The sequence below is a fragment of the Marinomonas sp. A3A genome (assembly GCF_018336955.1).
Taxonomy (GTDB): Bacteria; Pseudomonadota; Gammaproteobacteria; order Pseudomonadales; family Marinomonadaceae; genus Marinomonas; species Marinomonas lutimaris.
The window spans coordinates 1,867,031-1,892,944 of record NZ_CP025532.1 but is presented as its reverse complement, the minus strand read 5'-3'; the positions used below and the strand labels follow the sequence as shown (position 1 = coordinate 1,892,944).

25 protein-coding genes and 1 pseudogene are annotated in these 25,914 nt (G+C 43.0%); 8 read left to right on the top strand and 18 right to left on the bottom strand.

All coding sequences use genetic code 11. The features are described from left to right. The first annotated feature begins 27 nt into the window (after window positions 1–27). Window positions 28–750 (top strand): AraC family transcriptional regulator, encoded by a 723-nt coding sequence (locus CYL31_RS08755; RefSeq protein WP_212918532.1) that lies wholly within the window; start codon window positions 28–30, stop codon window positions 748–750. Here the strand turns inward: CYL31_RS08755 and CYL31_RS08750 are convergent. The 6 genes from CYL31_RS08750 to CYL31_RS08725 all read right to left on the bottom strand — a co-directional run bounded on the left by CYL31_RS08750 (window position 734) and on the right by CYL31_RS08725 (window position 7,069). Next, window positions 734–1,798: an ABC transporter substrate-binding protein gene (locus CYL31_RS08750; RefSeq protein WP_212918531.1), complete on the bottom strand. Its 1,065-nt coding sequence runs from the start codon at window positions 1,796–1,798 to the stop codon at window positions 734–736. The two genes, CYL31_RS08755 and CYL31_RS08750, sit on opposite strands and share 17 nt — an antisense overlap. Next, entirely contained in the window at window positions 1,795–3,270 is a 1,476-nt protein-coding gene (locus tag CYL31_RS08745; protein WP_212918530.1) for a sensor histidine kinase, read from the bottom strand. Before CYL31_RS08745 ends, CYL31_RS08750 begins: the two co-directional genes overlap by 4 nt. Further along, complete coding sequence (locus tag CYL31_RS08740) at window positions 3,236–3,916, bottom strand: response regulator transcription factor (protein ID WP_212918529.1); 681 nt, start codon at window positions 3,914–3,916, stop codon at window positions 3,236–3,238. The genes CYL31_RS08745 and CYL31_RS08740 overlap by 35 nt, the downstream gene beginning before the upstream one ends. 99 nt (window positions 3,917–4,015) lie before the next feature. Further along, window positions 4,016–5,536 (bottom strand): tripartite tricarboxylate transporter permease, encoded by a 1,521-nt coding sequence (locus CYL31_RS08735; RefSeq protein WP_212918528.1) that lies wholly within the window; start codon window positions 5,534–5,536, stop codon window positions 4,016–4,018. A 1-nt stretch (window position 5,537) separates the two neighbouring features. Beyond that, window positions 5,538–5,978, bottom strand: a complete 441-nt coding sequence (locus CYL31_RS08730) for a tripartite tricarboxylate transporter TctB family protein (RefSeq protein WP_212918527.1) — start codon at window positions 5,976–5,978, stop codon at window positions 5,538–5,540. A gap of 98 nt (window positions 5,979–6,076) precedes the next feature. Then, window positions 6,077–7,069, bottom strand: coding sequence for a Bug family tripartite tricarboxylate transporter substrate binding protein (locus CYL31_RS08725; protein WP_212918526.1), 993 nt, complete (start codon window positions 7,067–7,069; stop codon window positions 6,077–6,079). 279 nt (window positions 7,070–7,348) lie between these two features. Here CYL31_RS08725 and yddG point away from each other — a divergent pair, with 279 nt between their 5' ends. Then, complete coding sequence (gene yddG, locus CYL31_RS08720; protein ID WP_212918525.1) at window positions 7,349–8,281, top strand: aromatic amino acid exporter YddG; 933 nt, start codon at window positions 7,349–7,351, stop codon at window positions 8,279–8,281. A 29-nt stretch (window positions 8,282–8,310) separates the two neighbouring features. Here the strand turns inward: yddG and CYL31_RS08715 are convergent, their stop codons facing one another. Beyond that, the gene (locus tag CYL31_RS08715) at window positions 8,311–9,543 is read right to left on the bottom strand and encodes a pyridoxal-phosphate-dependent aminotransferase family protein (protein WP_212918524.1); all 1,233 of its coding nucleotides are present in this window, start codon (window positions 9,541–9,543) and stop codon (window positions 8,311–8,313) included. Between the two features lie 319 nt (window positions 9,544–9,862). On the opposite strand from CYL31_RS08715, the gene CYL31_RS08710 reads away from it, so the two are divergent. Next, window positions 9,863–10,300, top strand: coding sequence for a DUF3010 family protein (locus CYL31_RS08710; RefSeq protein ID WP_212918523.1), 438 nt, complete (start codon window positions 9,863–9,865; stop codon window positions 10,298–10,300). Window positions 10,301–10,369: 69 nt separating this feature from the next. Here CYL31_RS08710 and CYL31_RS20705 read toward each other — a convergent pair whose 3' ends face one another. Further along, window positions 10,370–10,540, bottom strand: coding sequence for a DUF6429 family protein (locus CYL31_RS20705; RefSeq protein ID WP_283248220.1), 171 nt, complete (start codon window positions 10,538–10,540; stop codon window positions 10,370–10,372). Window positions 10,541–10,785: 245 nt separating this feature from the next. Between CYL31_RS20705 and CYL31_RS08705 the strand changes: the two genes are divergently transcribed. Next, complete coding sequence (locus tag CYL31_RS08705) at window positions 10,786–12,477, top strand: pectate lyase family protein (RefSeq protein ID WP_212918522.1); 1,692 nt, start codon at window positions 10,786–10,788, stop codon at window positions 12,475–12,477. Window positions 12,478–12,712: 235 nt separating this feature from the next. Here CYL31_RS08705 and CYL31_RS08700 read toward each other — a convergent pair whose 3' ends face one another. From CYL31_RS08700 to CYL31_RS08670, 8 genes are all read right to left on the bottom strand, one after another. Next, complete coding sequence (locus CYL31_RS08700) at window positions 12,713–12,928, bottom strand: addiction module protein (RefSeq protein WP_212918521.1); 216 nt, start codon at window positions 12,926–12,928, stop codon at window positions 12,713–12,715. Window positions 12,929–13,042: 114 nt separating this feature from the next. Continuing rightward, the gene (locus tag CYL31_RS20700) at window positions 13,043–13,255 is read right to left on the bottom strand and encodes a DUF6429 family protein (RefSeq protein WP_502845436.1); all 213 of its coding nucleotides are present in this window, start codon (window positions 13,253–13,255) and stop codon (window positions 13,043–13,045) included. A gap of 303 nt (window positions 13,256–13,558) precedes the next feature. After that, a complete protein-coding gene (locus tag CYL31_RS08695) occupies window positions 13,559–14,092 on the bottom strand; it encodes a toxin-antitoxin system YwqK family antitoxin (RefSeq protein WP_212918520.1) in 534 nt (177 codons plus the stop codon). A 139-nt stretch (window positions 14,093–14,231) separates the two neighbouring features. Further along, window positions 14,232–14,471, bottom strand: a complete 240-nt coding sequence (locus tag CYL31_RS08690) for a hypothetical protein (RefSeq protein WP_212918519.1) — start codon at window positions 14,469–14,471, stop codon at window positions 14,232–14,234. Between the two features lie 347 nt (window positions 14,472–14,818). Then, on the bottom strand, window positions 14,819–15,604 hold the full coding sequence (locus CYL31_RS08685; RefSeq protein WP_212918518.1) for an HNH endonuclease signature motif containing protein: 786 nt from the start codon (window positions 15,602–15,604) through the stop codon (window positions 14,819–14,821). A gap of 86 nt (window positions 15,605–15,690) precedes the next feature. Continuing rightward, the gene (locus CYL31_RS08680; RefSeq protein ID WP_212918517.1) at window positions 15,691–16,023 is read right to left on the bottom strand and encodes a hypothetical protein; all 333 of its coding nucleotides are present in this window, start codon (window positions 16,021–16,023) and stop codon (window positions 15,691–15,693) included. A gap of 101 nt (window positions 16,024–16,124) precedes the next feature. Continuing rightward, window positions 16,125–16,523 carry a hypothetical protein gene (locus CYL31_RS08675; RefSeq protein ID WP_212918516.1) on the bottom strand — a complete coding sequence of 133 codons (399 nt, stop codon included), beginning with the start codon at window positions 16,521–16,523 and terminating at the stop codon, window positions 16,125–16,127. An 805-nt stretch (window positions 16,524–17,328) separates the two neighbouring features. Then, the gene (locus CYL31_RS08670; protein ID WP_212918515.1) at window positions 17,329–18,222 is read right to left on the bottom strand and encodes a DMT family transporter; all 894 of its coding nucleotides are present in this window, start codon (window positions 18,220–18,222) and stop codon (window positions 17,329–17,331) included. A 137-nt stretch (window positions 18,223–18,359) separates the two neighbouring features. On the opposite strand from CYL31_RS08670, the gene CYL31_RS08665 reads away from it, so the two are divergent. The 4 genes and pseudogenes from CYL31_RS08665 to CYL31_RS08650 all read left to right on the top strand — a co-directional run bounded on the left by CYL31_RS08665 (window position 18,360) and on the right by CYL31_RS08650 (window position 23,352). Next, entirely contained in the window at window positions 18,360–19,181 is an 822-nt protein-coding gene (locus CYL31_RS08665; RefSeq protein ID WP_212918514.1) for an HAD-IIB family hydrolase, read from the top strand. 51 nt (window positions 19,182–19,232) lie between these two features. Further along, window positions 19,233–20,462 carry a glycosyltransferase family protein gene (locus CYL31_RS08660; RefSeq protein WP_212918513.1) on the top strand — a complete coding sequence of 410 codons (1,230 nt, stop codon included), beginning with the start codon at window positions 19,233–19,235 and terminating at the stop codon, window positions 20,460–20,462. A gap of 115 nt (window positions 20,463–20,577) precedes the next feature. Beyond that, window positions 20,578–21,600 (top strand): annotated as a pseudogene (locus CYL31_RS20905) (alpha-amylase family glycosyl hydrolase); the annotation flags it as partial. A gap of 885 nt (window positions 21,601–22,485) precedes the next feature. Continuing rightward, on the top strand, window positions 22,486–23,352 hold the full coding sequence (locus CYL31_RS08650) for an ABC transporter substrate-binding protein (protein ID WP_212918511.1): 867 nt from the start codon (window positions 22,486–22,488) through the stop codon (window positions 23,350–23,352). Between the two features lie 91 nt (window positions 23,353–23,443). Here CYL31_RS08650 and CYL31_RS08645 read toward each other — a convergent pair whose 3' ends face one another. Both CYL31_RS08645 and CYL31_RS08640 read right to left on the bottom strand, forming a co-directional pair. Beyond that, window positions 23,444–23,773 (bottom strand): DMT family transporter, encoded by a 330-nt coding sequence (locus CYL31_RS08645; RefSeq protein ID WP_212918510.1) that lies wholly within the window; start codon window positions 23,771–23,773, stop codon window positions 23,444–23,446. A 42-nt stretch (window positions 23,774–23,815) separates the two neighbouring features. Next, on the bottom strand, window positions 23,816–25,684 hold the full coding sequence (locus tag CYL31_RS08640) for an ABC transporter ATP-binding protein (RefSeq protein WP_212918509.1): 1,869 nt from the start codon (window positions 25,682–25,684) through the stop codon (window positions 23,816–23,818). Window positions 25,685–25,914 lie beyond the last annotated feature (230 nt).

The window sequence follows — 25,914 nt, the reverse complement described above, 5'->3', positions numbered from 1 at the left end:
CATAAGCGGTCATAAGGAACGAGTATCATGCGAGATTTTATAGAAGTCATTTCCTATAAAGATACAGCGAGTGCTCATTCGCATAATCACACTCAAATAGTCTTGCCACTTTCTGGCTGCCTAATACTAGATGTAGAAAACCGCCAGCAAGCGGTTCAATTTGGACAGGCCTGTCTGATCTCTACAAATCAAGCTCATACGCATTTAGCAAGGGAAGACAACCACTGCTTGATACTCAATTCTCTTCCCGTTTGGGATCACAAGATTGAAAGCACCAATAACTTTGTCGAGCTAAACACTCAAACCAAAGCCTATTTGCCATTTCTATCCAGCTTGATAAGTGAATCTCATCACTCCCTTAAAACTCAACAAGCATTAAATTTGCTGGAACATTTATTGCCCATTCCGCAAGCAAAAATACTGCAGGCTGACGCCCGATTAACCAAAGCCAAACACCGACTAGATCATAACTTTCAGGAGCCTTGGAGCTTAGCAGAACTTGCCGCTGACGTGCATTTAAGCCCAAGCCAATTAACTATTTTATTCAAGCGACACCTAAAGATGACACCGAAGCAATACCTTCAGCAACGCCGCTTAAGGGAAGCAAAAATGTGGTTAAGATCGACCAATAAAAGCCTAGAGTATATTGCCGAAAAAACAGGAATAAGTAATGCTAGCGCCCTTGTTCGCCTATTTACTAAATACTATCAAATTACGCCTGGCTGCTACCGCGCTAATCTTCATCACTAATTTCCAGTGCCATTTCCCAGTTACGAATGAAACGCTTTTGTTTAGCGTAATCGCGCCCTACCAGTAACTGCTGATCTAATTCGATAATACCAGTTGGCCCTGGCGCGTTCACCACATAAGGATCATTAGGATTATTTAAATCAGGGCGAATGGGAAACAGCAAGCCTTGTGTTTGCATCATTTTTTGTGCTTTATCTGATAGCAAAAAATCCAAGAAAATACCGGCATCTTCTGCATTTGGCGCACCTTTTGGAATCAGTGCAGCGCGCATTAACATCAGCGTATAATCTTTCGGTAGGATCATTTTTAATCTATCGTCTTCTTGGGCCCTTTGTGATGCATAAGAACCCAATAAGTTATAACCCAATACCAATTTTCCCGACGCAACATCGTCAATAATATCGTGCGTACAACAATAGGTTTGCACATCGTGACTACCAAAAGCTTCCAATAATCGCCCCCAAGTGACATCCGCTTGTCGCGCATCTTGGCTCGCCAATAAATAGCCAACACCACTTTGTCGAATATCGTAAGTGCCAATTCGTTTGGTCATCGTTTTTTCATTTTGACGAATGGTTTGCAGCAAAGTCTGACGATCTTCAGGTAATTCTCCAGGAAATTCTTTTTTATTCACCAACATAACAATTGGCTCAAGTGAAAAAGCAAACAGCTGGTTCCGCCATTTAAAGTTATCTGGCAAACGATCGGTAAAACTCGACTGATAGGTTTGCGCGTAACCATCGTTTACTAACTTAAGATGCAAATCCATGGCACTGCTAATCACTAAGCTCGCTTGTGGTTTTTTTTGCTCTCTTATCGTCTGGTAATACAGTTCCAACGTATTTACATCTCGATACGCTACACGAACATCTGGGTGAAGAATCACAAACTCTTTTAAAATCGGTGCAAAGGACGCCAAGTCCATCGCTGAATTGATTAGCAAAACTCGCTGTGCATTAGTATGACCAAACCAAACAGGTTCTGCTGACCATGATCTAGTTCCAACAAGACCAGCTATAAGCATCAAGCAGAAAAGCATCCGTTTCATAAAGTGCCCTCATCAAATCGAAATTTGGCAAAATCCACTTGAAACGTGGTGCCTTTTGGCTCGGTATCCAATATCTGAATTCGTGCTGAATGGTGGTCGACAATATCTTTTACCATCGCCAAACCAACACCACTGCCCGCAATATCATAACGTCCTCGATAAAAGCGCTCGAACACCCGCTCTTTTTCTATGTCGGGAATACCATTACCATAATCAATCACCTTAATGCGATAAAAGCGCTCAAACTCACTAACTTGAACGATAACTTCCGTCGCTTGATCTACATCAGCACGGCTGTAACGTACCGCATTTTCAATAAGGTTTTGCATCATTTGTTGAATCGAAAAAGAATCACCTAAAATCATGGTTTCTTTTAATTCACAATCAAGTGAAAGATGAACTCCTTGATGCAACGCCGTCACCGCCTGCTCTCGACAAGACGCCGTAATGGGTGCTAACAAGTCAATTGGTTCTAATCGGTGCGTCTGCAAACGGTGAGAAACCACCGCTTGGTTAAGCAATAAGGTGACCGTCTGGCTCAAGGTGTCGCATTGATTAACGATGTTCTCTAAAGCCTGATGTTGGCGCTCTGGTGAGTTTCCTAAAGAAGAAATATCACGAGCATTTTCTGCCAGTGCTCGTAAACTTGCCAACGGCGTACGTAATTGATGAGCCGCATCCGCAGTATAGTTTTCTAGCTGCTCAAGGTTAGTTTGTAATCGCGCCATGAAATGGTTGATGGCGACTTTTAAATGATGAGTCTCTTTTGGCGTATTGATATCAATTGGCGTGAGGTCACCCATGGCTCGCTCTTCTAACGCTCGCTCAATTCGATGCAAGGGCCTTAAGACAAGATGACTGCCGATAATAATTAAAGTAATAGCAACCAAGACGATAAACACGACAACTTCAACGGCTTTTTGTGTCACTGCAGACGCCATTTGCTCTCGTGACAATCGCGTTTGACCTAAAATAATACGCACGGTTTGCGCGGTTTCTGGATCCGTTATATGGCGCTGCACCCAAGCAAAGCGAACCATCTCGCCTGAATATTCTTGATTATAGAATTGAATTTGATCTGAAACAGGAGGTTGCGGTGGCTGACTATCAAGATCTTGATAACCAGTAATAAACCCTTGCTCCAAACTCTCTACTTTATAAAAAACCCGATCTTCTTCCGCTTGCGCTAAGGTAGCGAACGCCGACCAAGGAATATCGATGCTCACCTCGTTACGCATCAAACCGACGTTTTCATCCATTTGCAGCAAGGCACTGCGCAATAAACGGTCATAGGATAAATCAGCTAACTTTTGGCTGTAGTCAAAGATTAAATTAATCGCCAAGCCTGCAATAACACCGATAACAAGCACACCGGCGAGTATAAAACGAAAGCGTAATGACGGAGCATTAGCTAAGGCTTTTTTTTCCTCCTCTTCACTAAGGTTTCGATGGTTTGGCGATTTCTGCCACATAACCGATTCCTCTTAGAGTACTAATTGCCAAATCCCCCGTGGCCATTTTTTTTCTCAAACGCCCAACATAAAGCTCTATCGCATTAGGTCCTGGCGTTTCATTAAAATTAAATAAGTGATCGGTGATTTCATCTTTACTTAGGACGCGACCTAAATGGCCCAAGAATATTTCCAGCAACCGAAATTCTCGGTTAGTGATAGCAGTGAGCTCGCCATCAATAAATACCTGACGACTGTCTCGGTTAACAACTATATTGCCGTGTTCAGTGACATTTGCCGCGTAACCTTGCTTGCGTCGCAATAAGGCCCTACATCGAGCTTCTAGCTCACCAAAATCAAACGGCTTAGTTAGGTAATCGTCTGCACCTTCGTCGAGAAGTCTTATGCGGTCTTCGATTTGATCTCGAGCAGTTAAAATTAATACTGGCGTATCATCATCACGCTGGCGCAGCTTCTGTAGCAATTGCAATCCCGATAATCCAGGTAAATTAAGATCAAGCAAAATCAAATCGACTGATTGATACTTCAGCAACTCATCTGCTCGCTTGCCGTCTCCGATTAAATCAACGCCATGCCCTAGGCTTGTTAATCGCTCACAGATCGCTTGCCCTAATACCTGAGTATCTTCTACCACCAGAATTCGCATAACTTTTAGCCATCATATTTTTTATTATAAAAACAACAAAATCCGAGCAACATACATTGCTCGAATTTTGTTATTACAGTGCCAATAGTATTGCAGGGCTTAAACGTCTTTAACAGCTTCTTTTGACTTAGACATTTTAGCGCGAACAATTGGACCTACTATCATAGGTAAAACCAAACCTAGTATCGCAACAGTCCATAGACCAATACTCAAACCGCTGTTGAAAAGTACTGTCCAATCACCATCAGATAACACTAATGCATGACGAAGACTTTTCTCCATTTCTGGCCCGAGCAACATACCCAAAATGATTGGCACTAGTGGAATATCAATCTTACGGAAGATATAACCCAATACACCGAAGCCAATCATAAAGTACAAATCTAATGCGCTGTGGCTTACAGAATAAATACCGACAGATGCGATCAAGGTAACAATCGGCATTAGGTATTTAGGTGGAATGCTCAACAGTTTAACAAAGATACCTACCATTGGAATGTTTAGCAGTAGCAACACAAGGTTACCAACAAACATTGCTGCGATAACACCCCAAACTAGATCCGCATTTTGTTGAAACAACATTGGGCCAGGAGAGATGTTTAAAGAAATCAACATCGCTAAAAGCACGGCAGTCGTACCACTTCCTGGAACACCAAGTGTCAACATTGGTACAAGTGCACCAGATGCAGCACCATTATTACCGGCTTCAGGGGCAGCAACACCACGAGGGTCACCTTTACCAAATTCACCTTTATCCGATACGCGTTTTTCCAAAGTGTAACTAATAAAGCTACCCAAAGAAGCGCCCGCACCTGGTAATACACCAGCAACAAAACCAAGTACCGCACCACGGAAAGAAGCCGGAAGCACTTTGATTATGTCTTTTGCAGATAATTTAAGTTTATTGATGGCAACCTGTTTTAGACCATCACCAGCATGGCGCTCTAAGAAGAACAACAACTCACTGATAGCAAACAAACCAACAATCGCGATAATAAAATCAACCCCTTCGAATAACTCAAGAGTGTTAAACGTAAAGCGCTGTACTCCAGTTGAAATATCGATACCAACCGTCGCGATCATTAGACCAATAGCCGCCGCCATCAAAGTTTTAAACTGGTTTTTACCTGTGATACCACCCAAGGTCGCAAAAGCCAGCGCAAACAAGGCAAAGTATTCAGATGGACCAAATCTTAGGGCAAATTTCGCTAAGATTGGCGCAAGAATGACTAGACCGATTGTCGCAATAAAGCTACCGATAAAAGAAGCAATTGCAGAGATAGCCAAGGCTTCTGCTGCTTTGCCCTTTAGCGCCATTGGATAACCATCTAAACAGGTCATCATGGCTGGCTCGTCACCTGGGATATTCAACAGGATAGACGAAATACGACCGCCGTACATGGCACCCGCATAAACAGACGTTAACAAGATAAGAGAAGAAGTTGGCGACAAACCTAAGCTAAACGCCAATGGAATCAAGATAGCAACACCGTTTGCAGGGCCAAGACCCGGCAATGCACCAATTAAGGTACCTAAAATAGCACCAATAACCGCAAACATAATACTTTCCGGCGTTAATGCTACCGCAAAGCCTTGCATTAATAAGCTCATAGTATCCATATTAAAACTCCAATAGACCTAGAGGCAGTGCTAATTCAAGCACATTATTGAAAAGGAAAAAGATAGCTACAGAGCTTGTCACACCAGTGATAATACTCTTAGCAATGCTTGCTCCCATACGCCAACTTAAAAAGCTCACAACCAATGCCGCAGCAGGCATAAAACCAATCGGTTCAATTGCCCATGCAAAAGCAAGCATAGAAAGAACAACAACACTAAGCTCAATCAACATGGCCGCTGGCGCCCATTTCTCGTCTTGGTCAGGACGAACAATCATATAAATTGAACTAATACCTAAAATAATGGCTAGCATAATAGGAAAAGTTTCAGGACCGACACTTTCCTGTCCGCCAAAAGGAATGGGGAATTGCGTTGCTTCCCAGCCGTAACCTACGGCAAGAATAAGCATTAGCATGCCAAACACACGATCGTTAATACGCATGTCTCTGCTCCATGTTAATAAATCAAAGGGTGAAAAATAGTCGAAAACAGGAGGGGCACTGTATTAAAACAAATGTCCCCTCCAAAAGCGGTCTGAGGTTATTTAATTAGACCGATGTCTTGCGATAAGATTTTGATATCTAAAGTTTGGTTTTTTACGAATTGAGTGAATTCAGCACCAGATTTGTGGAATGGCATCAAACCATTTTTAGTCATGACGTCTTTCCATTCTTGAGTCGTGTACAACTCATCCATGGTTTTTACCCACCAATCGTAAGATTCTTTGCTTGCATTACCTGGTACGTAAAATCCGCGCCAGTTTGGAGCTACAGAATCAATGCCCTGTTCCATCGCTGTAGGAATAGAGTCATATGGTGCTGGCAAACGCTCTTCAGAAAGAACCGCTAGAACGCGTAAGTCACCAGAATCCATGAAGCCTTTTACTTCAGAAATGTCACCAGTGAACGCATCTACGTGACCGCCAACAACTTGAACCAAGGCTTCAGAACCACCGCTAAATGCTAGGTAACGAACCTTTGGCAAATTCTCAACGTGCGCTTTTTGTGCAGTCATCAGGACTTTCAAATGATCCCAACCACCAGATGCACTACCACCAGCAAATTTAACCGAGCTAGGATCTTTCTTTAGAGCATCAAGAACTTGTGTCAAAGAAGTGTATTTGGAATCTTTACCAACAGCGATAATGCCGTAGTCAGCACCTAATGTACCAACCCATTTAACTTGGTCAGCATTCATGCCTGGGAATTGGCCTTGAGCAAGGCGTGTTGTTGTTGCTGTACTAGCGGCAACAATCAGGTTTTCATCTGTATCACGTTTACTAATCGTGTGAGCGAAAGCTACACCACCACCAGCACCCGTCATGTTAACTGTCTGTACGTTACCTTTGAAGTAACCTTCATCAACTAATACTTTACCAACGCTACGGCAAGTAAAGTCCCATCCACCACCTGGGTTCGCTGGGGCAATACATTCACCACTGCGAGCTGGTTCGAAGGCGTAAGCCTGTCCAGCCATAGTTAGTGCGACTGCACTGGAAATTAGAACAGACTTCAAAGAAATGGTATTAAGCATGGTTATCTCCTGCTTGTTATTTTTTTTGTTGTTAGCTAATCAAGCTCTTAAAATAAGTATTTCAATTAACTTGAGTGGCTAAACCTTACCTCTCAAACCTGTCACTACCCTGTCATAGATCAACTTTTCTTACTTAATCATGTTAAAAAATGTATTTCTAACGTATCAAGATGCAAATTTATGACAAAGCAAGTCGCTGACTTTTGACAATGCTTTTAGCATGCGAACAAGTTAATCTGGCACTTAATCAGACTAGATCAGGATTCAGGAAACAACAAGATGACAACGCATTCACCACAAGCCACCCTAATTGGTAGCATCGCCATTTTACTTTGGAGTAGCCTTGCGCTTTTTACTACACAAGCCAATTTAGTACCGCCATTACTATTACTTACCCTCACTTTTGGCGTTGCAAGTTTATTGTTTTTTATCGTTTATTTAATCAAAGGCGAACTAAAGTCGTCGTGGTCAAAAACACCGACTAGCGCCATTGCCATGGGTGGGCTTGGATTTTATTTCTATCACTTCTGCTACTTTTATGCGTTTCAGCATGCACCACCAGTGGAAGCGGGACTTATCGCTTATCTCTGGCCTTTGTTGATTGTCTTAATGGCCGGCATGACCAAGGGAAACTCTCTGTCATGGACACATTTGGTGGGCGCTGTTATTGCTTTTATCGGCACAGGTATCATGCTGCAATCGAGGGAATCGGCAAGCTTGATAGAAACAAATACGAATTATAATTGGACAGGTTACGCCGCGGCATTTGCCTGCGCGTTTATTTGGTCAAGCTATTCGGTAGCGAATCGACGCTTCCAAACCGTTCCTTCTAGCGCGGTACTTTGGTATTGCCTAGTCACCGCACTATTAGCGGGCGCTTCGCATATGATGATTGAAGCCCAAAGTTGGCAGCCTTCCATAAACTTCCCTGCAAGCACTTGGATTGCTATTTTAGGGTTAGGCTTCGGGCCAGTTGGCATCGCTTTTTTCTGCTGGGATTTTGGGGTAAAAAAAGGCAATTTGTCGCTGCTTGGCGTACTGTCTTATACCGCACCTGCCCTATCAACTGCTTGGCTTGGGCTTTTTACCGACGCGCAACTTACCACTGGGCAAATCATCGCTTGCCTGCTAATTACCGCTGGTGCGCTGTTTGCTAGTTTAATGCCGAACAAAAAAATACCCTTGACGGTTGAAACCAAGGGTATTGGGTAGATACTGGTTAGATCACAAAAATTAAAAGATTAAGCAACTTGATAAAGTGTACGAGGAATTTTCTGTAAGTAGGCTTCCATTTCCGCCATGCCGTTTGGTTGATCTACTTTTACGCCCAAATCGCGCATGGTGCTACCAAGCGCATGCAAGGTGCGGAACAAGTTGTGTTCACGGCACTGTTCGCCCATTTGGCCAATACGTACGATAGGCTGACCAAATGATCCAGCAATCTCAACTCGGTACATTTCTGAAATATGGCGGCAAATTTGTCCAGCCGTTAAGCCTTCAGGAATATTAATCCCTACTACAGAATTCAAGCGCGATGCAGGCGGAATGAACAATTCTAAGCCCATTCCCTCAACGCCGGCTTGCAACGCTTTAGAACAACGCAAATGACGCGCAAAACGATTCTCTAACGTTTCATCACATACCAGTTTCAAAGCTTCATGCAGTGCCATAATGCCAGATACTGGCGCGGTATAATGATAACCATCGTTATGCCAAAAATTTTCCGCAAGCTGAGCATCGAAACACCATTGTGCCGTTGGTTTAGTACGACTTTTCACTGCCGCCCATGCTTCATTAGAAAACACCAAAAGCGACACACCTGGAATGGACGACAAACCTTTTTGCCCACCCGTGATAACTACATCTACTTGCCACGCATCCATCTTCAGCGGCATAGTACTCAAGGTACAAACTGCATCCACAACCACCAAACAACCATAAGATTTAGCAATCTTGGTAATTTCTTCTAATGAATGGTTAAACACCGTATTCGATGTTTCGCCTTGCACCAGTGTTAATACTTTAGGACGTGTTTCTTCGATGGCTTTACGAACACGCTCTGGATCTGCCGCTTCATGAACACCAACGTGCAATTCATGAACATCGGCGCCAATACGTGTCGCCATTTCCGCCATACGATGACTAAAGAAGCCATTATTAATACATAAAATACGTTCGCCCGGTTGCAACAAATTGGCGACTGCCATTTCCATCGCGGCTGACGCTGGCCCTGCTACGCCAAGCACCCATTTAGACTCTGTTTGAAACACATAACGCGCCATTGTTTTCACTTGTCCAATAACCTGCGCCATCACACTACCAAGGTGGTTAATCACCACAGAATTGGCCTTGGCAACACGCTCAGGAATAGGAACAGGGCCCGCGCCCATCATTAACAAAGGTTCGTGAGGAAGAATTTCGTCTAAAGATTTCACCTGGGGACGAGGAATGCCCATTGGCGATGAAGCAGTCATTTTATGCAGCCCTATGTTAGTTAAAATTAAAAAAAGCAGTCAGTATTGGAAAAAACATTCCTAGAGTAAAAAGCATATATTTACGCTTTTTTAGTAGAAAATATCGTGATTTGCATTTTTACAAAATATTATCTGGCAATAGTACAATATCCATTTGAATAATAAGAGGCAGCAAAATGAAAAGAGTGTAATAAACTGGCTGCTTTGATTTTCGCCTTAGATCTGACTGGTTTCCATTTCAACAAGCAGTATTTTTTACTCTGCGAAATACCTATTAACTGTGCGATAATGCGCGAAACTCCCTATTCAGGACCTCGTTATGATTACTTGTGGTATCGAAATTAAAGGCAGCGAAGTGATTCTTTGCCTTCTGTCTAAACAAGACGGATTGTTTCAAATCGCCGATTGTCGCCAAACTCGACACACACTGAACAACCCAAACGACAGCGAAAGCGTGCGCAAATTTCAGTTCATGCTGAAAAAACTGTTTGAAGATTACAAAGTGAAAAGAGCCGTAATCCGTGAACGCCCAACAAAAGGCAAATTCGCCGGCGGCGCGGTAGGCTTTAAAATTGAAGCGGCTATCCAATTGATTAATACGGTTGAAGTCGATTTGTTCAGTGGCGCAAAAGTAAAAGACATCATTCAGCACAACCCAATGCCGATTCCATTCAAAGCAACAGGCTTACGCGCATTCCAAGAAGGCGCCTTCACCGTGGCGTATGCCGCGCTTTCTGAATACATTCCTGAAGCGTAAGTAGTAAGATTTAGCAATAAAAAAACGGACGCCATTGAAAGGTGTCCGTTTTTTTGTCTGAATTATTTTTCACTTTCCATCGACCTTAGTGAAAAGCGCTTTAAACAACGCCTCTGATTTCGCCAGCCCTTCCTCGGTTAATGTCACCGATTTAGATTTGCCAACTGGATTATGAATATAACCCTTCTCATGCAATCGATTGGTTATACTCCAATCAATTTGCTTCCAAGCATGCCCCAAAGGTTCCTAAAAGGAGAGAAGAAATCATCCGTTTACGCTGTTAAGAGCGCTGAGATGTTTAGTGAAACTTGGATAACATGGAAATAACTCTTAGTGTCTGAATGGTATAAGCTTTTCCGATTGGGAACCCTTAACCACTTTCACCCACTCATTGTTTGTCTAGTAACATAGCTAGCCTTATCTGTATGCACAGATATCTAGAATTACAGGTACAGCCAAGCCGAGAACAGAGAAAGGTAAAGTCGATGAATCTTGAATTTCGCATACATCTTGGCCCCAATCAGCCAAGTGGTCTCCCTACCCCCTCAGAGTCCCAAGCTGACCCTCAAACAAATACTAAAGGGACAAACAATGCTGCGCTTCAGTTGCTTATGCCGATACTGGAGCAATTGTTACAGGGGAAAAATAACCAGTCCCAACCTCAGGGCAATAGCGGTGGTGCAGCTGATGGTCAGCCGTCGTCAAAATTGGGCAATTTAATGGATCGAAATTCCGGTGCTGGTGGCGCAGGCGCTTCGGGACTCGGTGGTGCCAATGGTATGAGCAACATGGAATCCCTTGTTGATCTACTCAATCAGATGATGCAGTCCTTATTTGAAAGGGCTAACAAGCAGGGAAACAGTCCCTCTTCTGGTGCATCTAGTACGGGGGCTTCTACGCCACAAATGAATAATCAACCATCACCACATGACGTTGCACCAGCGGTATTGCAAGATGCTGGGGGGGCTGCGTTAAAAGGTGCCGTGTCACCAGCAAAAGATGGTGGTGGGCAAATCAATAATCAGTATCCTGAAATGACCAAAGCGGTTACTGGAATGATGGATAACAACAAAGAAACCTTTGGAACACCGAGCGCCCCAACTAAATCCGTCGATACGAAATCTGTAGAAAGCGGTACAGCGAATATTGCTGCCAATACAGGCGGCCTTAGTACTGAGGCTAGTGATAAAACTTCCAAAGTAACGTCGAGTCAAAGACTGGGTTCTACTGAAGGTATGGAAGGCTTCGCCAAAGCGGCAGGTGTAAAAGGTGGTACTGGTGGTGAAACCGTCACCGTGAACTCTGTAGGTGAGCTGAAGCAGGCTTTGGCTGGGGACGAACCACGTATTATTAAGTTGGGGAGTGACATTTCAGCCACAGAGAAAACCAATTTAGAGTTTGGTGCTAACAAAACTCTAGTAGGAGATGGTGACAATAACAAGTTACACAACATTTATCTTCGAAGCGCTGAAGGCGCAGGTAACGACGTTTTCCAAAACCTACATTTTAGCCATGATGCAAAATACAATGCGAATGGTGATATCCCACTCTACATTGACAAGGGCGAAGGCTATTGGATCGATCACAATACTTTTAGCGGTACTAAAGATCAACAAGGGGCAGATGATCATAGCAAAGACAAACTTCTGTATGTGGGCGGAACCGCAGATAATGTCAGTTTGACCAATTCTAAGTTTGAAAATAACAAATATGGTTTAATTCTGGGCTACCCAGAAGACACTAAAGAGGCGTCGGATAAGTACTCGGGCTATCCTCGTATGACCATTGCACATAATGACTTTGAAGATCTAAGTACGCGCGCGCCAGGCTTAATGCGTTATGGGCAGTTTGATGTATACAATAATCATATTGATGATTTCAACCTAGGCTTTACTGCACACACAGGTGCTACGATAGTATCGGAAGGAAACTTCTTTGAAAATGGCCGCAATGGTGGTGGTCAGCCAAGTATGGTTGGAGTCTTAGCTGATGCAGGAGTAGCGAAAGGGTTTATTGATATCGGCAGTAATATTAGTGTTGAAGGTCAGAAATCCCCTGAAACTTCATGGCGTGGTGGCCCATATGACCGGAATGTGATGAGCGCAGCGGAAGCAAAAGAGTTTGCTTCGAACAATGCTGGGGCGCAAGGCTCAGGAGAGTTGAAGTTCGCTAGCTAATTAAGTTTATTAGACTGCGGGGATATCTTTGATAGTTATCCCTGTTCTAAGTGGTGCACCTGATCAAATAACCTCCCATCCTACCTATTGTCCTCAAAAGCCAGTATTGCTTACTCATTTCAGTTATATAACCTGAAGAATATGACACGCTCAATAGGATTTGTTTACCAAGACACCTGCAGAGTTTACCAAGACACCTGCAGAGTTTACCAAGACACCCACGTTAAATTATTCATCACTTACCAGTTAGCTTGGCTTCTGCAAACACATCCTCTGCAGCATATAATGGCAAGTCTGCAGCAACACGTCGCTCGACCTCCTGACTCCACGCTGCTTCAATGTCAGCGAGTGGCTCATTCAGTGACTCCAGCATAAACTCAGCTAACTTAGCCCTTTCCTCTGGACTCAGGTTTAATGCCTGCTCTTCGATTTGTTTAAGTGAATTATTCATAATCCTCTCCTTTGCTTCCCTCAAAGTCTACACTCCATATTGATCCGTTTGGAGTGTTAAAAATACAATAAATAGAACACGACTGAAGTGTCCATTTTTTGTCTACAAGCTATTTCACTTTCCATCGGCCTTAGTGAAAAGCGCTTTAAACAACGCCTCTGATTTCGCCAGCCCTTCCTCGGTTAATGTCACCGATTTCGACTTTCCAACTGGATTATGAATATAACCTTTTTCATGCAATCTATTGGTTATACTCCAATCAATTTGCTTCCAAGCATGCCCAAAATCATCATGCAAAGTAAGGTAAAAAAGAACGAGGGCTGCAATCTAAAAACCATCAGGTCTATCTCTACAAAAGATAGACAATGGATTCGAAATAACCGACTGACTCCAGAAACTCAGCTTCCGCTGCTGCAGTGAAAAGAATAGTTCATATAATGAAAGCAGTTTTAAGCATAACCTTCCATGAACCTTTGGCGGCAATTACTAACCGTCAGCACTATAATTTCATGTTTTAAGCTGTAGATAATAAGATAACGAACAAAAATGATTTAACGATCGCTCGTATTGGGCATTTCAGAAGAAAAGCACCGAATTCGCCATACTTTGGACTGGCAAATCTAATACCATCTAGTTGTTGTTAATCTCTTTGATTACTTTTCCGTTTTCATATTCCTGATAACGCCAAACACTGGCATCCCGCTTGTACCACGTTTCCTTACTCAAGCGCCCTGCTACAAACTCCTGATGCAACCGCATAACGCCTTCAGGATAAAACTCTTTCACCTCTACAGACTTGCCATTGTCATACAAATTATGACTTCTCAATGCGCCATCATCATACCAAGTTCTACTCTCACCCAGCTCTTGACCATCGATATAAAAATACTCTTTAGCGAGCTGACCATTATCATGGAAGTAGCGACTTATACCTTGCTTTCGCCCTTTATCATCATAGGTTTCTTCAATCATCACCTGATCATTGCCATAGTAGTATGTCCAAGGACCTACCTTGATGCCATCAACGCACTCTCCTTCGCCGTACAACGCATTTTTGCTGTGAAACAGACGGGCATAACCTGTGTACCTCTCCATCGCTTTAAGCGTGCCGGTATATACAATTTCAAGACGACCTTTAATGGTCCATTTCAGCTTAGATGACATCATGCTTCCTTTATCTAGATTAAAACCCAACAACCATTAAATAGGCTATTCACAATGAATAAAGCTCATCATTAAGCATGTAATTTATATTTTTGTAATTTAGGGTCAGATGAAAAGCAAGGCTATTTTCCAGTGCTTGTTATGTATTTTCATCTGGCTTATAAAAATGTGGTTCGTGTATTTGAGGATTTATCTCGTAGATTCCATCCATTTCTTTTGGTTTAAGCTCAGGATAACGCGCCCATAAAGGCTGTAGCATCTCTAAGAAAATCTCTCCCATCACTTTCCCTGCATTTGATCTATAAGATTCAAAATTTTCTTTTGTATCCTTATCCATAACGAAATGCACGCTTTGGTCAAGCTTTCCTGAAACTTGCATTAGTAGAACGCTTAGCTCTTCGGATTTGCTTTTTCCATGGTAGAACTTCCCTGCTATACAATTCGCTAAATACCAACGTCTGTTTGGACTCTGCGGCTTCAGATCGTCTTTGATCACCGATATGCTGGTTCTTTATTTGCCCTTTTGTAGCGCGATTTGATCCGCGAGGAAAACAACTCCCTCAGACCTTATAATCTGTTCCACTTTCAAGACAATGTATTTAAATGCTATTTTTCATCCGACTCTAAATTCGCATTTTTCATCGACCCTAAATTCGCCGCCAACACGCGCAGCTTTGTAGTGGAGGCAAAGCCGCAACGAAAAAGCTGTCGCCGTACTTGGTCTTGTTATATTTTGTATGGCTCATAGGATCCCAAGTCTACTTCTTTGTAGTTTCTTCGAATAAAGTCGATGAACGCCGAATATGCGCTTATAAAGTTGGATTTTTTTATATCCAGAGATTCATTTAGCTTTTTTACTTTTTCGTACGGCAGGCATCTTCTTTCCATGTGCAGGTACCCTCGATCATCAGCTTGGCCAAAATTGGCCTGCTGACGACCAGCTACATTAGTGAATCCAGATATAATATTCCAAAGTTCATAGTAGCCCTCAATGAATAACTGAAAATGAGCCTGAAGGTTCGTATCATTTAGTGGGTATAAGTGGGGGTTATCAACAAGACCTGCTTCAAACATATCTCCTACTGTACATAGTTTTAAATTTACTGAGACTGGCAAATGCTCGGTAAAATAGCGAAGCTGGGTGAACGGAACAAAACGCATGAATAGTTTGAGAAAACTTATGTCATCTACTCTCTCATTTGGTGACTCGAAATGAGATGCTATCGTGCTTTCATGCTCTGTTTTAATTTTGTGAAGACGTTCGACGGTGTAGAAACTTAGATTTTGATCAACTTCAGTGTGATGATTTGCGCAAAGTAGGATTAAGTTTTCATACGAATTACGATTTCTGACTATTTCTTCATTGCCTCGTGCACCGCCAGAATTTTTAGCTATGATATGTGCCATTTCGCCAATATGAACTTCATTGTCGAAAACATTGATTTTGCAAATGCTACATCTTCCAGCTGCGAGGCCATATAGTTTTTTGATTTCTGGATTAGAAATTCCCACAAACTTTCCCCTAAATATAACGCAGAGCGCACCGGTGGCCTTTTTGGAGCGAAGCGGAGAAAAGGCTATCCGCGTGACGCGTATTGTTAGCCACCATTGCTATCCGTCTGTTTCTTCTCATTGAGCAAGCCGCCGAAATAAAAACCTACCACTGTCAAAAAAGATGCCTTTAGAAACTCGGGCACTTCCTTCTCAGTGACTAGAAGGTATGCTGAAACACCAATTAAAATCACGGCAAGCCAGCCCGTAATATTAAAAATTGTTTTCACCCACCCCCATTTGTCAGCATGCTTGCCAACAGCCGCATCCATTTGCTGTATCAACTGACTTTCCTTTTCAGCATGATTTTCATATCTACTTGTGAAAACTACCCAGACGGATCGGCTGGCCCCATCATCTTGGTAATTTACTTTAGACACGAATCCATCCAAGAAACTATCCTGGCTTGTAACCTTGTGGCTGGCACTTCTGGGCTTCGACCGTTTTACAATCTCAACCGATTTTTTCCTGGAATCTTGGGTCACTCCTTTACCTCCAGGCCAGCACGCTTCATGTAGTCATCTAAGGTACCCAACTGATCAACAATTTGAGCAAATCGATATTGCTGGCGTGTAATGGTTAGTGTCTTTCGGTCAGGTAGTGGCAAGGTAGCCCTGTGACCATCGACAGAAACCATAAATATCTCTTTTACAAACGATGCTCCATAGAAAATCTCGTAGATCACACGATATGCAGTGGGATCAGGATGCCTGGTAGCCCAATCCTCCCCAGAGAATTTATCGGCGTCGTGATCAATGTCTGGTCTTTCGATGCGGATATTCAGGTCGTTTTTGTATGTGTATATGCCCCTTTCATCGCTGAAGATCCAGTCATCTTGTCGGGATTTATCGATGATGGACATCAGTTCGTCGTATGTCATAAGGACTCCAGAATTCTCATTGAAGACTAACTTGGCTAACATCTATGGACACCCCGATTTTTGCAAGCAAAATCAAGCTTTAACAAGAGTAGTTTTGCAGCCATCTATTCGGATTTTTAGTAAAGTTTTTTTAGCTTTTATCCCTGATGCTATTCCTGCGAAAAACAGCGCTGACTTGGTTCTAATCATTTTGGCGTTTTCAACGAAACGATGTTAATCCCAGAATTTCCAAGTCACTGTCTCTTGTTATCACTCTTTTTTACTAAGCAATACTTGGTGTGTCACTCTTTAAAATTTAGATCGTTTGAGCATGATATTTTTGATCTCGTGCCAATATAAGCCAAGCAATCCATACTAACTAATCCATTACAATAACCTGACAATACAATGAAAGCCTAGGTAAAACCATAAGACTTTTGTGGGATTGTGGAGATTCGAGACTTGGCAGCAGTATTTAATATGTTATGCGTTTACGAACAACGGCAGATCACGCTGCGCTCATACTGCCCTACGAGTAAAAGTGTTTATGTTCAGCAGCGAGGAGCAAAGTAAACACCAAAAGCGAGGTCAAACGGCAGTGTCGAGCGGTGGTGTTTGCTTTGCTCGCATCTCCAGCGGAAATCGGGGTCAAAGCTCCGAAGTAATAACACCTCCCTAGCCCTCACCTTGGAAGACATAAGGGGAGGGAATAAATACAGTGTCGGGCTAAAGCCGCGACCTACCCTATATATTGGACAAAACAACGACCAATTTTCAATCAATAAACCTGTCAATTATGGCGCAGCAAGATAAAAACGCACCAAAACTAGGCATTTTTAGGTGTTCGTTTTCTCGCGATTATGACAAGCAATACGCCACCCAAAACGCTTAGCGTTGCGATAACAAGGTGTAAGGTGATGGATTCCTTGGCAAAAACTGCGCCTCCTATTGTGGCAATGATAGGAACCAGTAGCTGTAACACGGCAGCTATGGAAGCACTAAGATAAGGCAAGACAGCGTACCAGATGGCGTAACCAAGTCCAGACATAATAGCGCCAGAAGTGACCGCTAGAATAATGCCTTCATGCTGTGCGTTCGGTGCTTGCTCACTATTAAAATAAACGACTACCAGTGCGACTAATAACATTGGAATGGTGCGAACGAAGTTAGACGTCGTGGCAAATAAAGGCTTGGCCGAGATTTTGCCTCGCCATGTGTACAAGCCCCACGCCACGCCTGCTAGCGTCATTAAGACAAAGCCCAATAAAGAAGGTGACGACAAGGTCGGAAGCACTAAATAGACAAAGCCAGCAAAGGCGATGGCCAAACCTAACCACTCTAACCACACCAGCTTTTGCCCTGCCCATACAGCGAATAAGATCAAGGTTAGTTGTACCGCCCCAAACAGGATCAAAGCGCCTATGCCGGTTTCCAAGGTGACGTAGGCATAAGAAAAGCCCAAGGCATACACAAAGAGCGCAAACGCTGATAACCAACTACCTTCTAGCCATACGGTTTTAACATCATTTCGTTGCTTTTTGAGACACTGAAAAACGCTAAGCAAGACCAAGGTAAATGCGCCGCTGAGCAAGCGCCATGTGGTGAATTGAGCTGGATCGATTAGCCCATCGCTCAGCGCCAGACGACACAATACAGAGTTTGCTGCGAACGCCAACAAAGCCAAAATCACAAAGACACATAAACGTAGCAAACTTGTCATCTATTTGTTCCATAGCCTAGTTTATCTTAGGACTGTCCTCATAAGGAAAACGCCACTTTTACGCACTGGCACCAGATTTGCAAGACTTATACTAACGTCCACCAGCGGTATTTTGATGGACCCAAAAAGGAATCGACATGACAACGCTTTTAATTTTTACCGATTTGGATGGCACATTACTCGATCATCACACATACAGTTTCAAACCAGCACTGGCGGCCTTACAGTCGCTGAAGACTTTTTCTATTCCTTGCGTGATCAACACCAGCAAGACTTTTGTTGAGCTTGTGGAACTTAGAAAAGCGCTCAACCATCAAGACGCTTTTATCGTAGAAAACGGTTCTGCCGTTTATATCCCTAAAAATTTAGCCCTCTCTATAAACGAAGACTTAGAGGACTGCGGCGATTATTGGCGTAAATCGTTTGGCCCGAAACGCGACGAGCTAATCGAACTGACCAATGACAAGCAAGATCAATATACCTTTAAACGCTTCAGCGAGATGACATGGCAAGAACTGGTTTCCATCACAGGTTTGAGTGAAGAAAACGCCAAGCAAGCCATGCAACGAGAATTTACCGAGCCTATGGTTTGGACCGACTCTAACCTTGCTCTTAATGTATTGCGTGACGACCTTGCGCCATTTGGTGTGCAAATTCAGAAAGGTGGCCGTTTTGCCCATCTGATGGGCGAGCACTGTGATAAAGCAAACGCCATGTTATGGCTCAAAGAATTGTATGAACAACAAAGTGACGAAGACGTTACTACTATGGCATTAGGCGATGGTGAAAACGACGTAGGCATGTTGAGCAAAGCCGACATTCCAGTGGTGATTCGCTCCCCGGTTCATGCGCCACCAGAAATTCCAAATAGAAGCGATGCTTGGCTTAGTGATGCTTATGGGCCAGAAGGCTGGGCTCAGGCGATTAATTTACAGCTCACTAAACAAGGTATTTTGTAAGCGACGAAAAGAACAATAAACACACCATATTACGACATTAGGAGAATTACTATGGGCGACTTTCATCAAAACGGTATCATCACCACGCTTCACAATCTGGCACACCGCCCGTTAGAAGAAATGGAAAAAGAACTGTGTGAGTTTGCTAAAACACGCCCAATGTCTCTTATCCTACCTTGTCTGTATTCCGAGCTGGAAACAGACGCCATGCCGAATATTCTTAAACATTTGCAGCAAGTTCCCTACTTGTCTGAAATTATCATCGGCTTAGACCGAGCAACAGAAGATCAATACCGTCATGCATTAGAGTTTTTCAGCGTATTACCACAAAACGTTAAAGTACTTTGGAACGACGGCCCTCGCTTAAGGGAAATCGATAGCGTATTAAAAGGCGAGCATCTTTCGCCATCTGATCCTGGTAAAGGCCGTAATGTATGGTTCTGTATGGGTTACAACCTAGCCGCAGGCAAAGCCGAATCCATTGCCATGCACGACTGTGATATCGTCACTTATGACCGTGAATTGTTGGCTCGTCTTATTTACCCTGTGGCGAACCCAAAATTTAACTACGAATTCTGTAAAGGCTTTTATGCTCGCGCAGCCAATGGAAAAATGAATGGCCGTGTTAGCCGTTTATTGGTCACGCCTTTATTGTGTTCGCTGAAAAAAGTCTTTGGCCATTTGGACTACGTAGAATACTTAGACAGCTACCGTTATCCGCTCGCTGGCGAGTTTTCATTCCGTCGCGATGTGATGACAGATTTGCGTATCCCTAGTGACTGGGGCTTAGAAATTGGCGTACTGAGTGAAATGTACCGTAACTATTCAACCAACCGTTTGTGTCAGGTGGATATCGCCGATATTTATGATCACAAACACCAAGACTTGTCTGCCGATAATGACGATGGCGGCTTGTCTAAAATGTCCATCGACATCACCAAAGCCATTTTCAGAAAGTTGGCGACAAACGGCACTATTTTCAACCAAGAAACCTTCCGTACGATTAAAGCTACCTACTATCGCGTTGCACTCGACTTTATCGAGACTTACCGCAACGATGCGGAAATCAACGGCCTAAAATTAGACGTTCATACGGAAGAGCAAGCGGTTGAACTGTTCGCCAGTAACATTATGAAAGCAGGCAACCAATATTTAGACAACCCAATGGAAACACCATTCATTCCAAGCTGGAACCGTGTTGTGAGCGCTTTCCCTGGCGTCATGAATCAACTGGCTCAAGCCGTTGAATTGGATATGGCCCAATACGGTCCTAAACAATAATAAAGACTATAAATAAAAGATCGATCAAAAAAAGAACTGGCCCTTAAAGTAATCTTTTTGCTAAGTTGAACGTTACTACGTTGCTTTTCAATCACTAAAAGACAGGTAGGTAAACATGGAAAATGCTCCTTTGTCGCATCTAGAACAGCGCCTAATCGCTCATTTGCAAGTCATTTACCCAAGCTTAGACAATAAGGATTTGGCTTCAAAGTGCTTAGCCACATTTCATCTGGATCCGTCAACGGAGTCTCCTCGCCCCCATAGAAACTTATGGGACCAATCTGACATTATGCTTATTACCTATGCGGATACCTTGCGCAAAAAAGAAGAAGCGCCTTTGGAGACTTTGCATAAGTTCGTTAAAAGCAAATTGTCAGATTGTATTTCCGCCGTTCACCTACTACCCTTTTTTCCGTATAGCTCAGACGATGGTTTTAGCGTGATGGATTACACAACCGTCAACCCATCTTGCGGACGCTGGGCCGATGTGGTTAATCTTTCTAAAGACTTCAAGGTAATGGGCGATCTTGTCATCAACCATTGCTCAAGCCGCAGCATGTGGTTTGAAAATTACAAAGCTGGCGTTGAGCCGGGTGCGAGTTTCTTTTATGAAGCCGATCCTAATGCTGATTTAAGTGCTGTGGTTCGCCCTAGAACTTCGCCATTGTTGCGAGAGATACAAACTAAAAATGGCGAAAAACATGTTTGGTGTACTTTTAGTCATGATCAGGTTGATTTGAATTTTGAGAACCCAGCGGTTCTGTTAGAGTTCCTGCGTATCATTCGTTTATATCTTGAAAAAGGTATTCGTTGGTTTCGCTTGGACGCAGTGGCATTTCTCTGGAAGGTCCCAGGCACCTCTTGCATCAATTTGCCGCAAACCCATGAAATCATCCGTTTATTAAGATTGATGATCGAACATTACGCACCAGAATCTGTAATTATCACCGAAACCAACATACCAAATCAGGAAAACCTCACCTACTTTGGTAACGCCAACGAAGCCCACTTGATCTACAACTTCTCACTGCCACCTTTACTTATTAATAGCTTGGTTACGGGAAATAGCAGCCACTTGAAACAATGGTTAATGAGCATGACGCCTGCTCAGCAAGGTACAACCTACCTGAATTTCCTAGCCTCTCATGATGGCATTGGCTTACGTCCAACGGAAGGTTTGCTGTCGGAATGGGAACTGGAAACGCTAATCAATACCATGAAGCGTTTTGGCGGTAAAATAAGCTCACGTACTACGCCGCAAGGTGAAGCCAAGCCTTATGAAATCAACATTAGTCTTTGGAATGCCTTATCAGGATCAGCACTGCACGGCCCAGACAAATGGCAATTTGCTCGTTTCCTCTGCGCCGCTGGCGTTATGATGGCTTTGGAAGGCGTTCCTGCTTTTTATATTCATAGCTTATTTGGCACAGAAAACGATTTAGAGCGTGTGGACAATACTGGTCAATTTCGCTCAATCAACCGCCATATATGGGATATGGAAGATTTAGATCATGTTTTGAATACACCAACTCATCATCAGAAGGTGTTCCAAAGCGTAACAAAATTGATTCAAATACGCCGAGCACAACCCGCCTTTCACCCAAATGCTACTCAGTATGTGCTACACATGGGTGAAAACCTATTCGCCTTCTGGCGTCAAAGCTTAGACAGAAGACAAAGCTTGTTTGCTGTTTACAATATGACAGACCAACCGCAAAGCTTTAACTTGTCTGAACTTAACCTAATTGCCACCGATGACTGGACAGATTTGGTGTCTGAACAAGTTTACGAAGACCATTTAGGCAAAGTCACCTTAATGCCCTATCAGTTTGTTTGGCTTGCTAACAAGAAAGGGAAGATCAAAGAGAGTTAATTGTCGTTTCATGTTTAGCAACACACCGTACTAGGTTATAGACACAAAACCTGTCAATAAAAATGAGACAATGATAACCATTATCAACAATTGATAATGGTTATTTTTATTTCAAGCTCTTTTTATTTCAAGACACAGGTAATTGTGAACATGATAAATTTAAGAAAAATCCTAGCCATCGGAACATTGATCACCTTCAGCCAACTGTCTACAGCAGAAACGCAATTGCCTAAAGCTGCGATTTTTGATCTTGGCAGTTTAGATACCATCACTGCATTAGGCTTAGAAAGCCAAGTGGTTGGCGTACCAAAGCAAGTTCTTCCAGACTATCTGAAACAATTTAATGACGCTCGTTACACTGATGTGGGGGGCTTAAAAACACCAGACCTAGAAACCATCAAAACGCTCAATCCTGATCTTATCGTAATTACTGGTCGCCAAGCAGGCCAAAAAGCCGCCCTAGAAGACATAGCTACGGTTAAACAGGTTAATGCTTCTGGTGAAAATTACTGGGAAAGCTTCAGTAAAAATACCACATCAGTCGCGGCCTTATTTAATGCCGAAAGTGCAGCGGATACAGCACTTGCAGAATTAAACGCAGACATCGAATCGACAAAGGCTGGTATTAAAGATCATCCACGCATTTTGTTTGTTACCCACAATAATGGCTCTTTCGGATTACGTGATGAACCTATAGCAACTCAGTTATTAGGCTTAGATCCATCAAAAGTTCCGTCTCATGTAACGCCACAAAAACGCGGAACTCGTACATTTACATCACTTAGCGTGAGCGATATCGCACAGATGAAACCAACGACTTTATTTATCGTTGATCGTAGTGCTGCTATTGGTAATACAGAAGAAGCTCTTGATATTAAAAAGCTAAAAGCCGACCTTGTAGATAAAGGTGGTCAATCCATCCAAGTCGCTTATTTGTCACCTAAACTTTGGTATTTGTCAGGCAATGGTTTACAAAGCCTCAGATTACAAGTGAAAGAAATAGCAGACGCTCTTTAATACAAAAACCACATAAAGCTTGCGGATGAAACAAAAAAACTCGCTGAAATCCATCAGCGAGTTTTTTATGCTTCCAGTATCCAACTATTTATTAATGGCTGACCGTTTTAGAAAATACATTAATCACCACCACTCCAGCGACAATCAACGACATTCCAACACACGCCGCCAAATCAAGCTTTTCACTGTTAAACAGATAGCCAAATACCGAAATCAAAACAATGCCTAAGCCAGCCCAAATTGCATAAGTCACGCCTGTTGGCATAGATCGCATCACGATGGACAAAAGGTAAAACGACATGGCGTAACCAACCACCAGAACAATACTTGGGCCCAATTTAGTGAAGGAGTCTGACGCTTTTAAAGCGGTCGTAGCAATGACTTCAGCTAAGATAGCGAGAAACAAAATAAAATACGTCATAAGCCCTTCTCTAAATTATCGATTCCAACAGGAACAGTATTTTTACTTCGCGCCTTCCAACTCAACATCTTCGATATCAATGTCTTCAGCTAAGAAACCACCGGTTTGATGCGCCCAAAGTGATGCATAAATACCAGCATGCTGGATCAACTCATCATGACTGCCCTGCTCTATGATGTTGCCTTTATCCAAAACAATCAAACGATCCATTGCCGCAATGGTCGACAAGCGATGAGCAATAGCGATCACAGTTTTACCTTGCATCAGTTTGTACAAGCTCTCTTGAATTGCAGCTTCTACTTCAGAGTCCAATGCAGATGTTGCTTCATCTAGAATCAACAAAGGCGCATCTTTTAACAAGACTCGCGCAATGGCAATACGTTGACGCTGACCGCCGGAAAGCTTGATACCACGCTCACCGACCATGGCATCGTAACCTGCATTACCAAACGGATCGGTTAAGTCTTGAATGAAGTCATGAGCTTCTGCTTGCTTAGCAGCAGCGATCATTTCTTCTTCCGTGGCATCAGGTCGACCATAAAGTAAGTTCTCGCGAACAGTTCTGTGCAGTAAAGACGTATCCTGAGTCACCATACCAATTTGACCACGTAACGAATCTTGCTGAACAGCGCTGATGTCTTGTCCGTCAATGCGAATTTGACCTGATTCAATGTCATGGAAACGCATCAATAGATTAACAATCGTTGACTTACCGGCACCAGAGCGACCGACCAGGCCGACTTTTTCACCCGCTTTTATAGACAAGACAAGGTTCTCAATGACCTTACTATCTTGCTTACCATAGTGAAAATTGACCGCATCGTATTCAATAAGCCCATGAGGTACTGAAAGTGCTGGCGCGTTTGGCTTGTCTTCTATCTCGATAGGTCGAGACAGTGTTTTCATACCATCGTTAACCATACCGATGTTTTCAAATAGCGCACTGATTTCCCACATAATCCATTGAGACATACCGTTTAGCCTAAGGGCTAAACTCACTGCAATAGCAATTGCACCGACACTAATGATGCTGCCCGTCCATAACCAAATAGACAGAGCTGCCACCGAAAATGCCAAAATATAGTTACAAGTTTGCACACCTACACTAAGCATAGTGACCAAACGCATTTGCTTGTAAACCGTCTGCAAGAAACCATCCATGCCGTCTTTTGCATAATCCGCTTCACGTTGATGATGAGAGAAAAGCTTAACGGTTGAAATATTGCTATAGCTGTCTACCACTCGTCCTGTCATGGTTGAGCGGGCATCGGCTTGATCAGCGGAGATTTTTTTCAGTTTAGGAACAAAGTACATTTGCAGCAAAACATAGCAAACCAACCAACCTAACATTGGGATCATCAAGCGATAGTCTGCTTTTGCGATCAACACGACCATAGAAATAAAGTAAACACCGATGTAAACCAAGACATCGAGCAATTTCATCACGGTTTCACGAACCGCAAGTGAGGTTTGCATCACCTTGGTGGAAATACGCCCAGCGAACTCATCCTGGAAAAACGACATGCTTTGACGCAAGATGTAATGATGCGACAACCAGCGAATACGCATTGGGTAATTACCCAATAGGGTTTGATGAATAATTGCCGAATGAAAAAAGGTCACTAAAGGCATCAGTACAAGAATCATTAAAGACATTAATAATAAATGCGTGCCCTCTTCAGCAAAAAAGGTGTCTGGGTCCTTATTAATCAACCAATCGACTAATTGCCCCATAAAGCTAAACAACGTCACCTCTAAAATAGCAATCGCGGCGGTCAAAAGAGACATTAGAAACAGCGGAAGCTCCACCCCTCTTGAGTAGTAACGACAAAACGCAAACAGCGTTTTTGGAGCCTGTATGGCTTCTATATCAGGGTAAGCAGGCACCCATTTTTCAAAAAAACGTAACATAAGATTCCTTATTAAACCTTTAAAACTTGACACCACTAGAAAAACAAAATGAAACAAAAATGGGTGCTGGACAGGGCAATAAAATGGACTTTATTTACCCACTAGAAATGAAAGCGAAATTGAACCACGTTCCATAAATGAAAACCAGAAAAGATAACCCTTACAAATTGTAGCCTACTGGGTTTTACTCAGTGTTTGCACAATTAAACTAAACGATCAAACGTAAACAG

Bases quoted from the DNA above. Each gene is read 5' to 3' on its own strand.
- CYL31_RS08755 (WP_212918532.1), top strand. From the start codon at position 28: ATGCGAGATTTTATAGAAGTCATTTCCTATAAAGATACAGCGAGTGCT.
- CYL31_RS08750 (WP_212918531.1), bottom strand. From the start codon at position 1,798: ATGAAACGGATGCTTTTCTGCTTGATGCTTATAGCTGGTCTTGTTGGA.
- CYL31_RS08745 (WP_212918530.1), bottom strand. From the start codon at position 3,270: ATGTGGCAGAAATCGCCAAACCATCGAAACCTTAGTGAAGAGGAGGAA.
- CYL31_RS08740 (WP_212918529.1), bottom strand. From the start codon at position 3,916: ATGCGAATTCTGGTGGTAGAAGATACTCAGGTATTAGGGCAAGCGATC.
- CYL31_RS08735 (WP_212918528.1), bottom strand. From the start codon at position 5,536: ATGGATACTATGAGCTTATTAATGCAAGGCTTTGCGGTAGCATTAACG.
- CYL31_RS08730 (WP_212918527.1), bottom strand. From the start codon at position 5,978: ATGCGTATTAACGATCGTGTGTTTGGCATGCTAATGCTTATTCTTGCC.
- CYL31_RS08725 (WP_212918526.1), bottom strand. From the start codon at position 7,069: ATGCTTAATACCATTTCTTTGAAGTCTGTTCTAATTTCCAGTGCAGTC.
- yddG (WP_212918525.1), top strand. From the start codon at position 7,349: ATGACAACGCATTCACCACAAGCCACCCTAATTGGTAGCATCGCCATT.
- CYL31_RS08715 (WP_212918524.1), bottom strand. From the start codon at position 9,543: ATGACTGCTTCATCGCCAATGGGCATTCCTCGTCCCCAGGTGAAATCT.
- CYL31_RS08710 (WP_212918523.1), top strand. From the start codon at position 9,863: ATGATTACTTGTGGTATCGAAATTAAAGGCAGCGAAGTGATTCTTTGC.
- CYL31_RS08705 (WP_212918522.1), top strand. From the start codon at position 10,786: ATGAATCTTGAATTTCGCATACATCTTGGCCCCAATCAGCCAAGTGGT.
- CYL31_RS08700 (WP_212918521.1), bottom strand. From the start codon at position 12,928: ATGAATAATTCACTTAAACAAATCGAAGAGCAGGCATTAAACCTGAGT.
- CYL31_RS08695 (WP_212918520.1), bottom strand. From the start codon at position 14,092: ATGTCATCTAAGCTGAAATGGACCATTAAAGGTCGTCTTGAAATTGTA.
- CYL31_RS08690 (WP_212918519.1), bottom strand. From the start codon at position 14,471: ATGCAAGTTTCAGGAAAGCTTGACCAAAGCGTGCATTTCGTTATGGAT.
- CYL31_RS08675 (WP_212918516.1), bottom strand. From the start codon at position 16,523: ATGACATACGACGAACTGATGTCCATCATCGATAAATCCCGACAAGAT.
- CYL31_RS08670 (WP_212918515.1), bottom strand. From the start codon at position 18,222: ATGACAAGTTTGCTACGTTTATGTGTCTTTGTGATTTTGGCTTTGTTG.
- CYL31_RS08665 (WP_212918514.1), top strand. From the start codon at position 18,360: ATGACAACGCTTTTAATTTTTACCGATTTGGATGGCACATTACTCGAT.
- CYL31_RS08660 (WP_212918513.1), top strand. From the start codon at position 19,233: ATGGGCGACTTTCATCAAAACGGTATCATCACCACGCTTCACAATCTG.
- CYL31_RS08650 (WP_212918511.1), top strand. From the start codon at position 22,486: ATGATAAATTTAAGAAAAATCCTAGCCATCGGAACATTGATCACCTTC.
- CYL31_RS08645 (WP_212918510.1), bottom strand. From the start codon at position 23,773: ATGACGTATTTTATTTTGTTTCTCGCTATCTTAGCTGAAGTCATTGCT.
- CYL31_RS08640 (WP_212918509.1), bottom strand. From the start codon at position 25,684: ATGTTACGTTTTTTTGAAAAATGGGTGCCTGCTTACCCTGATATAGAA.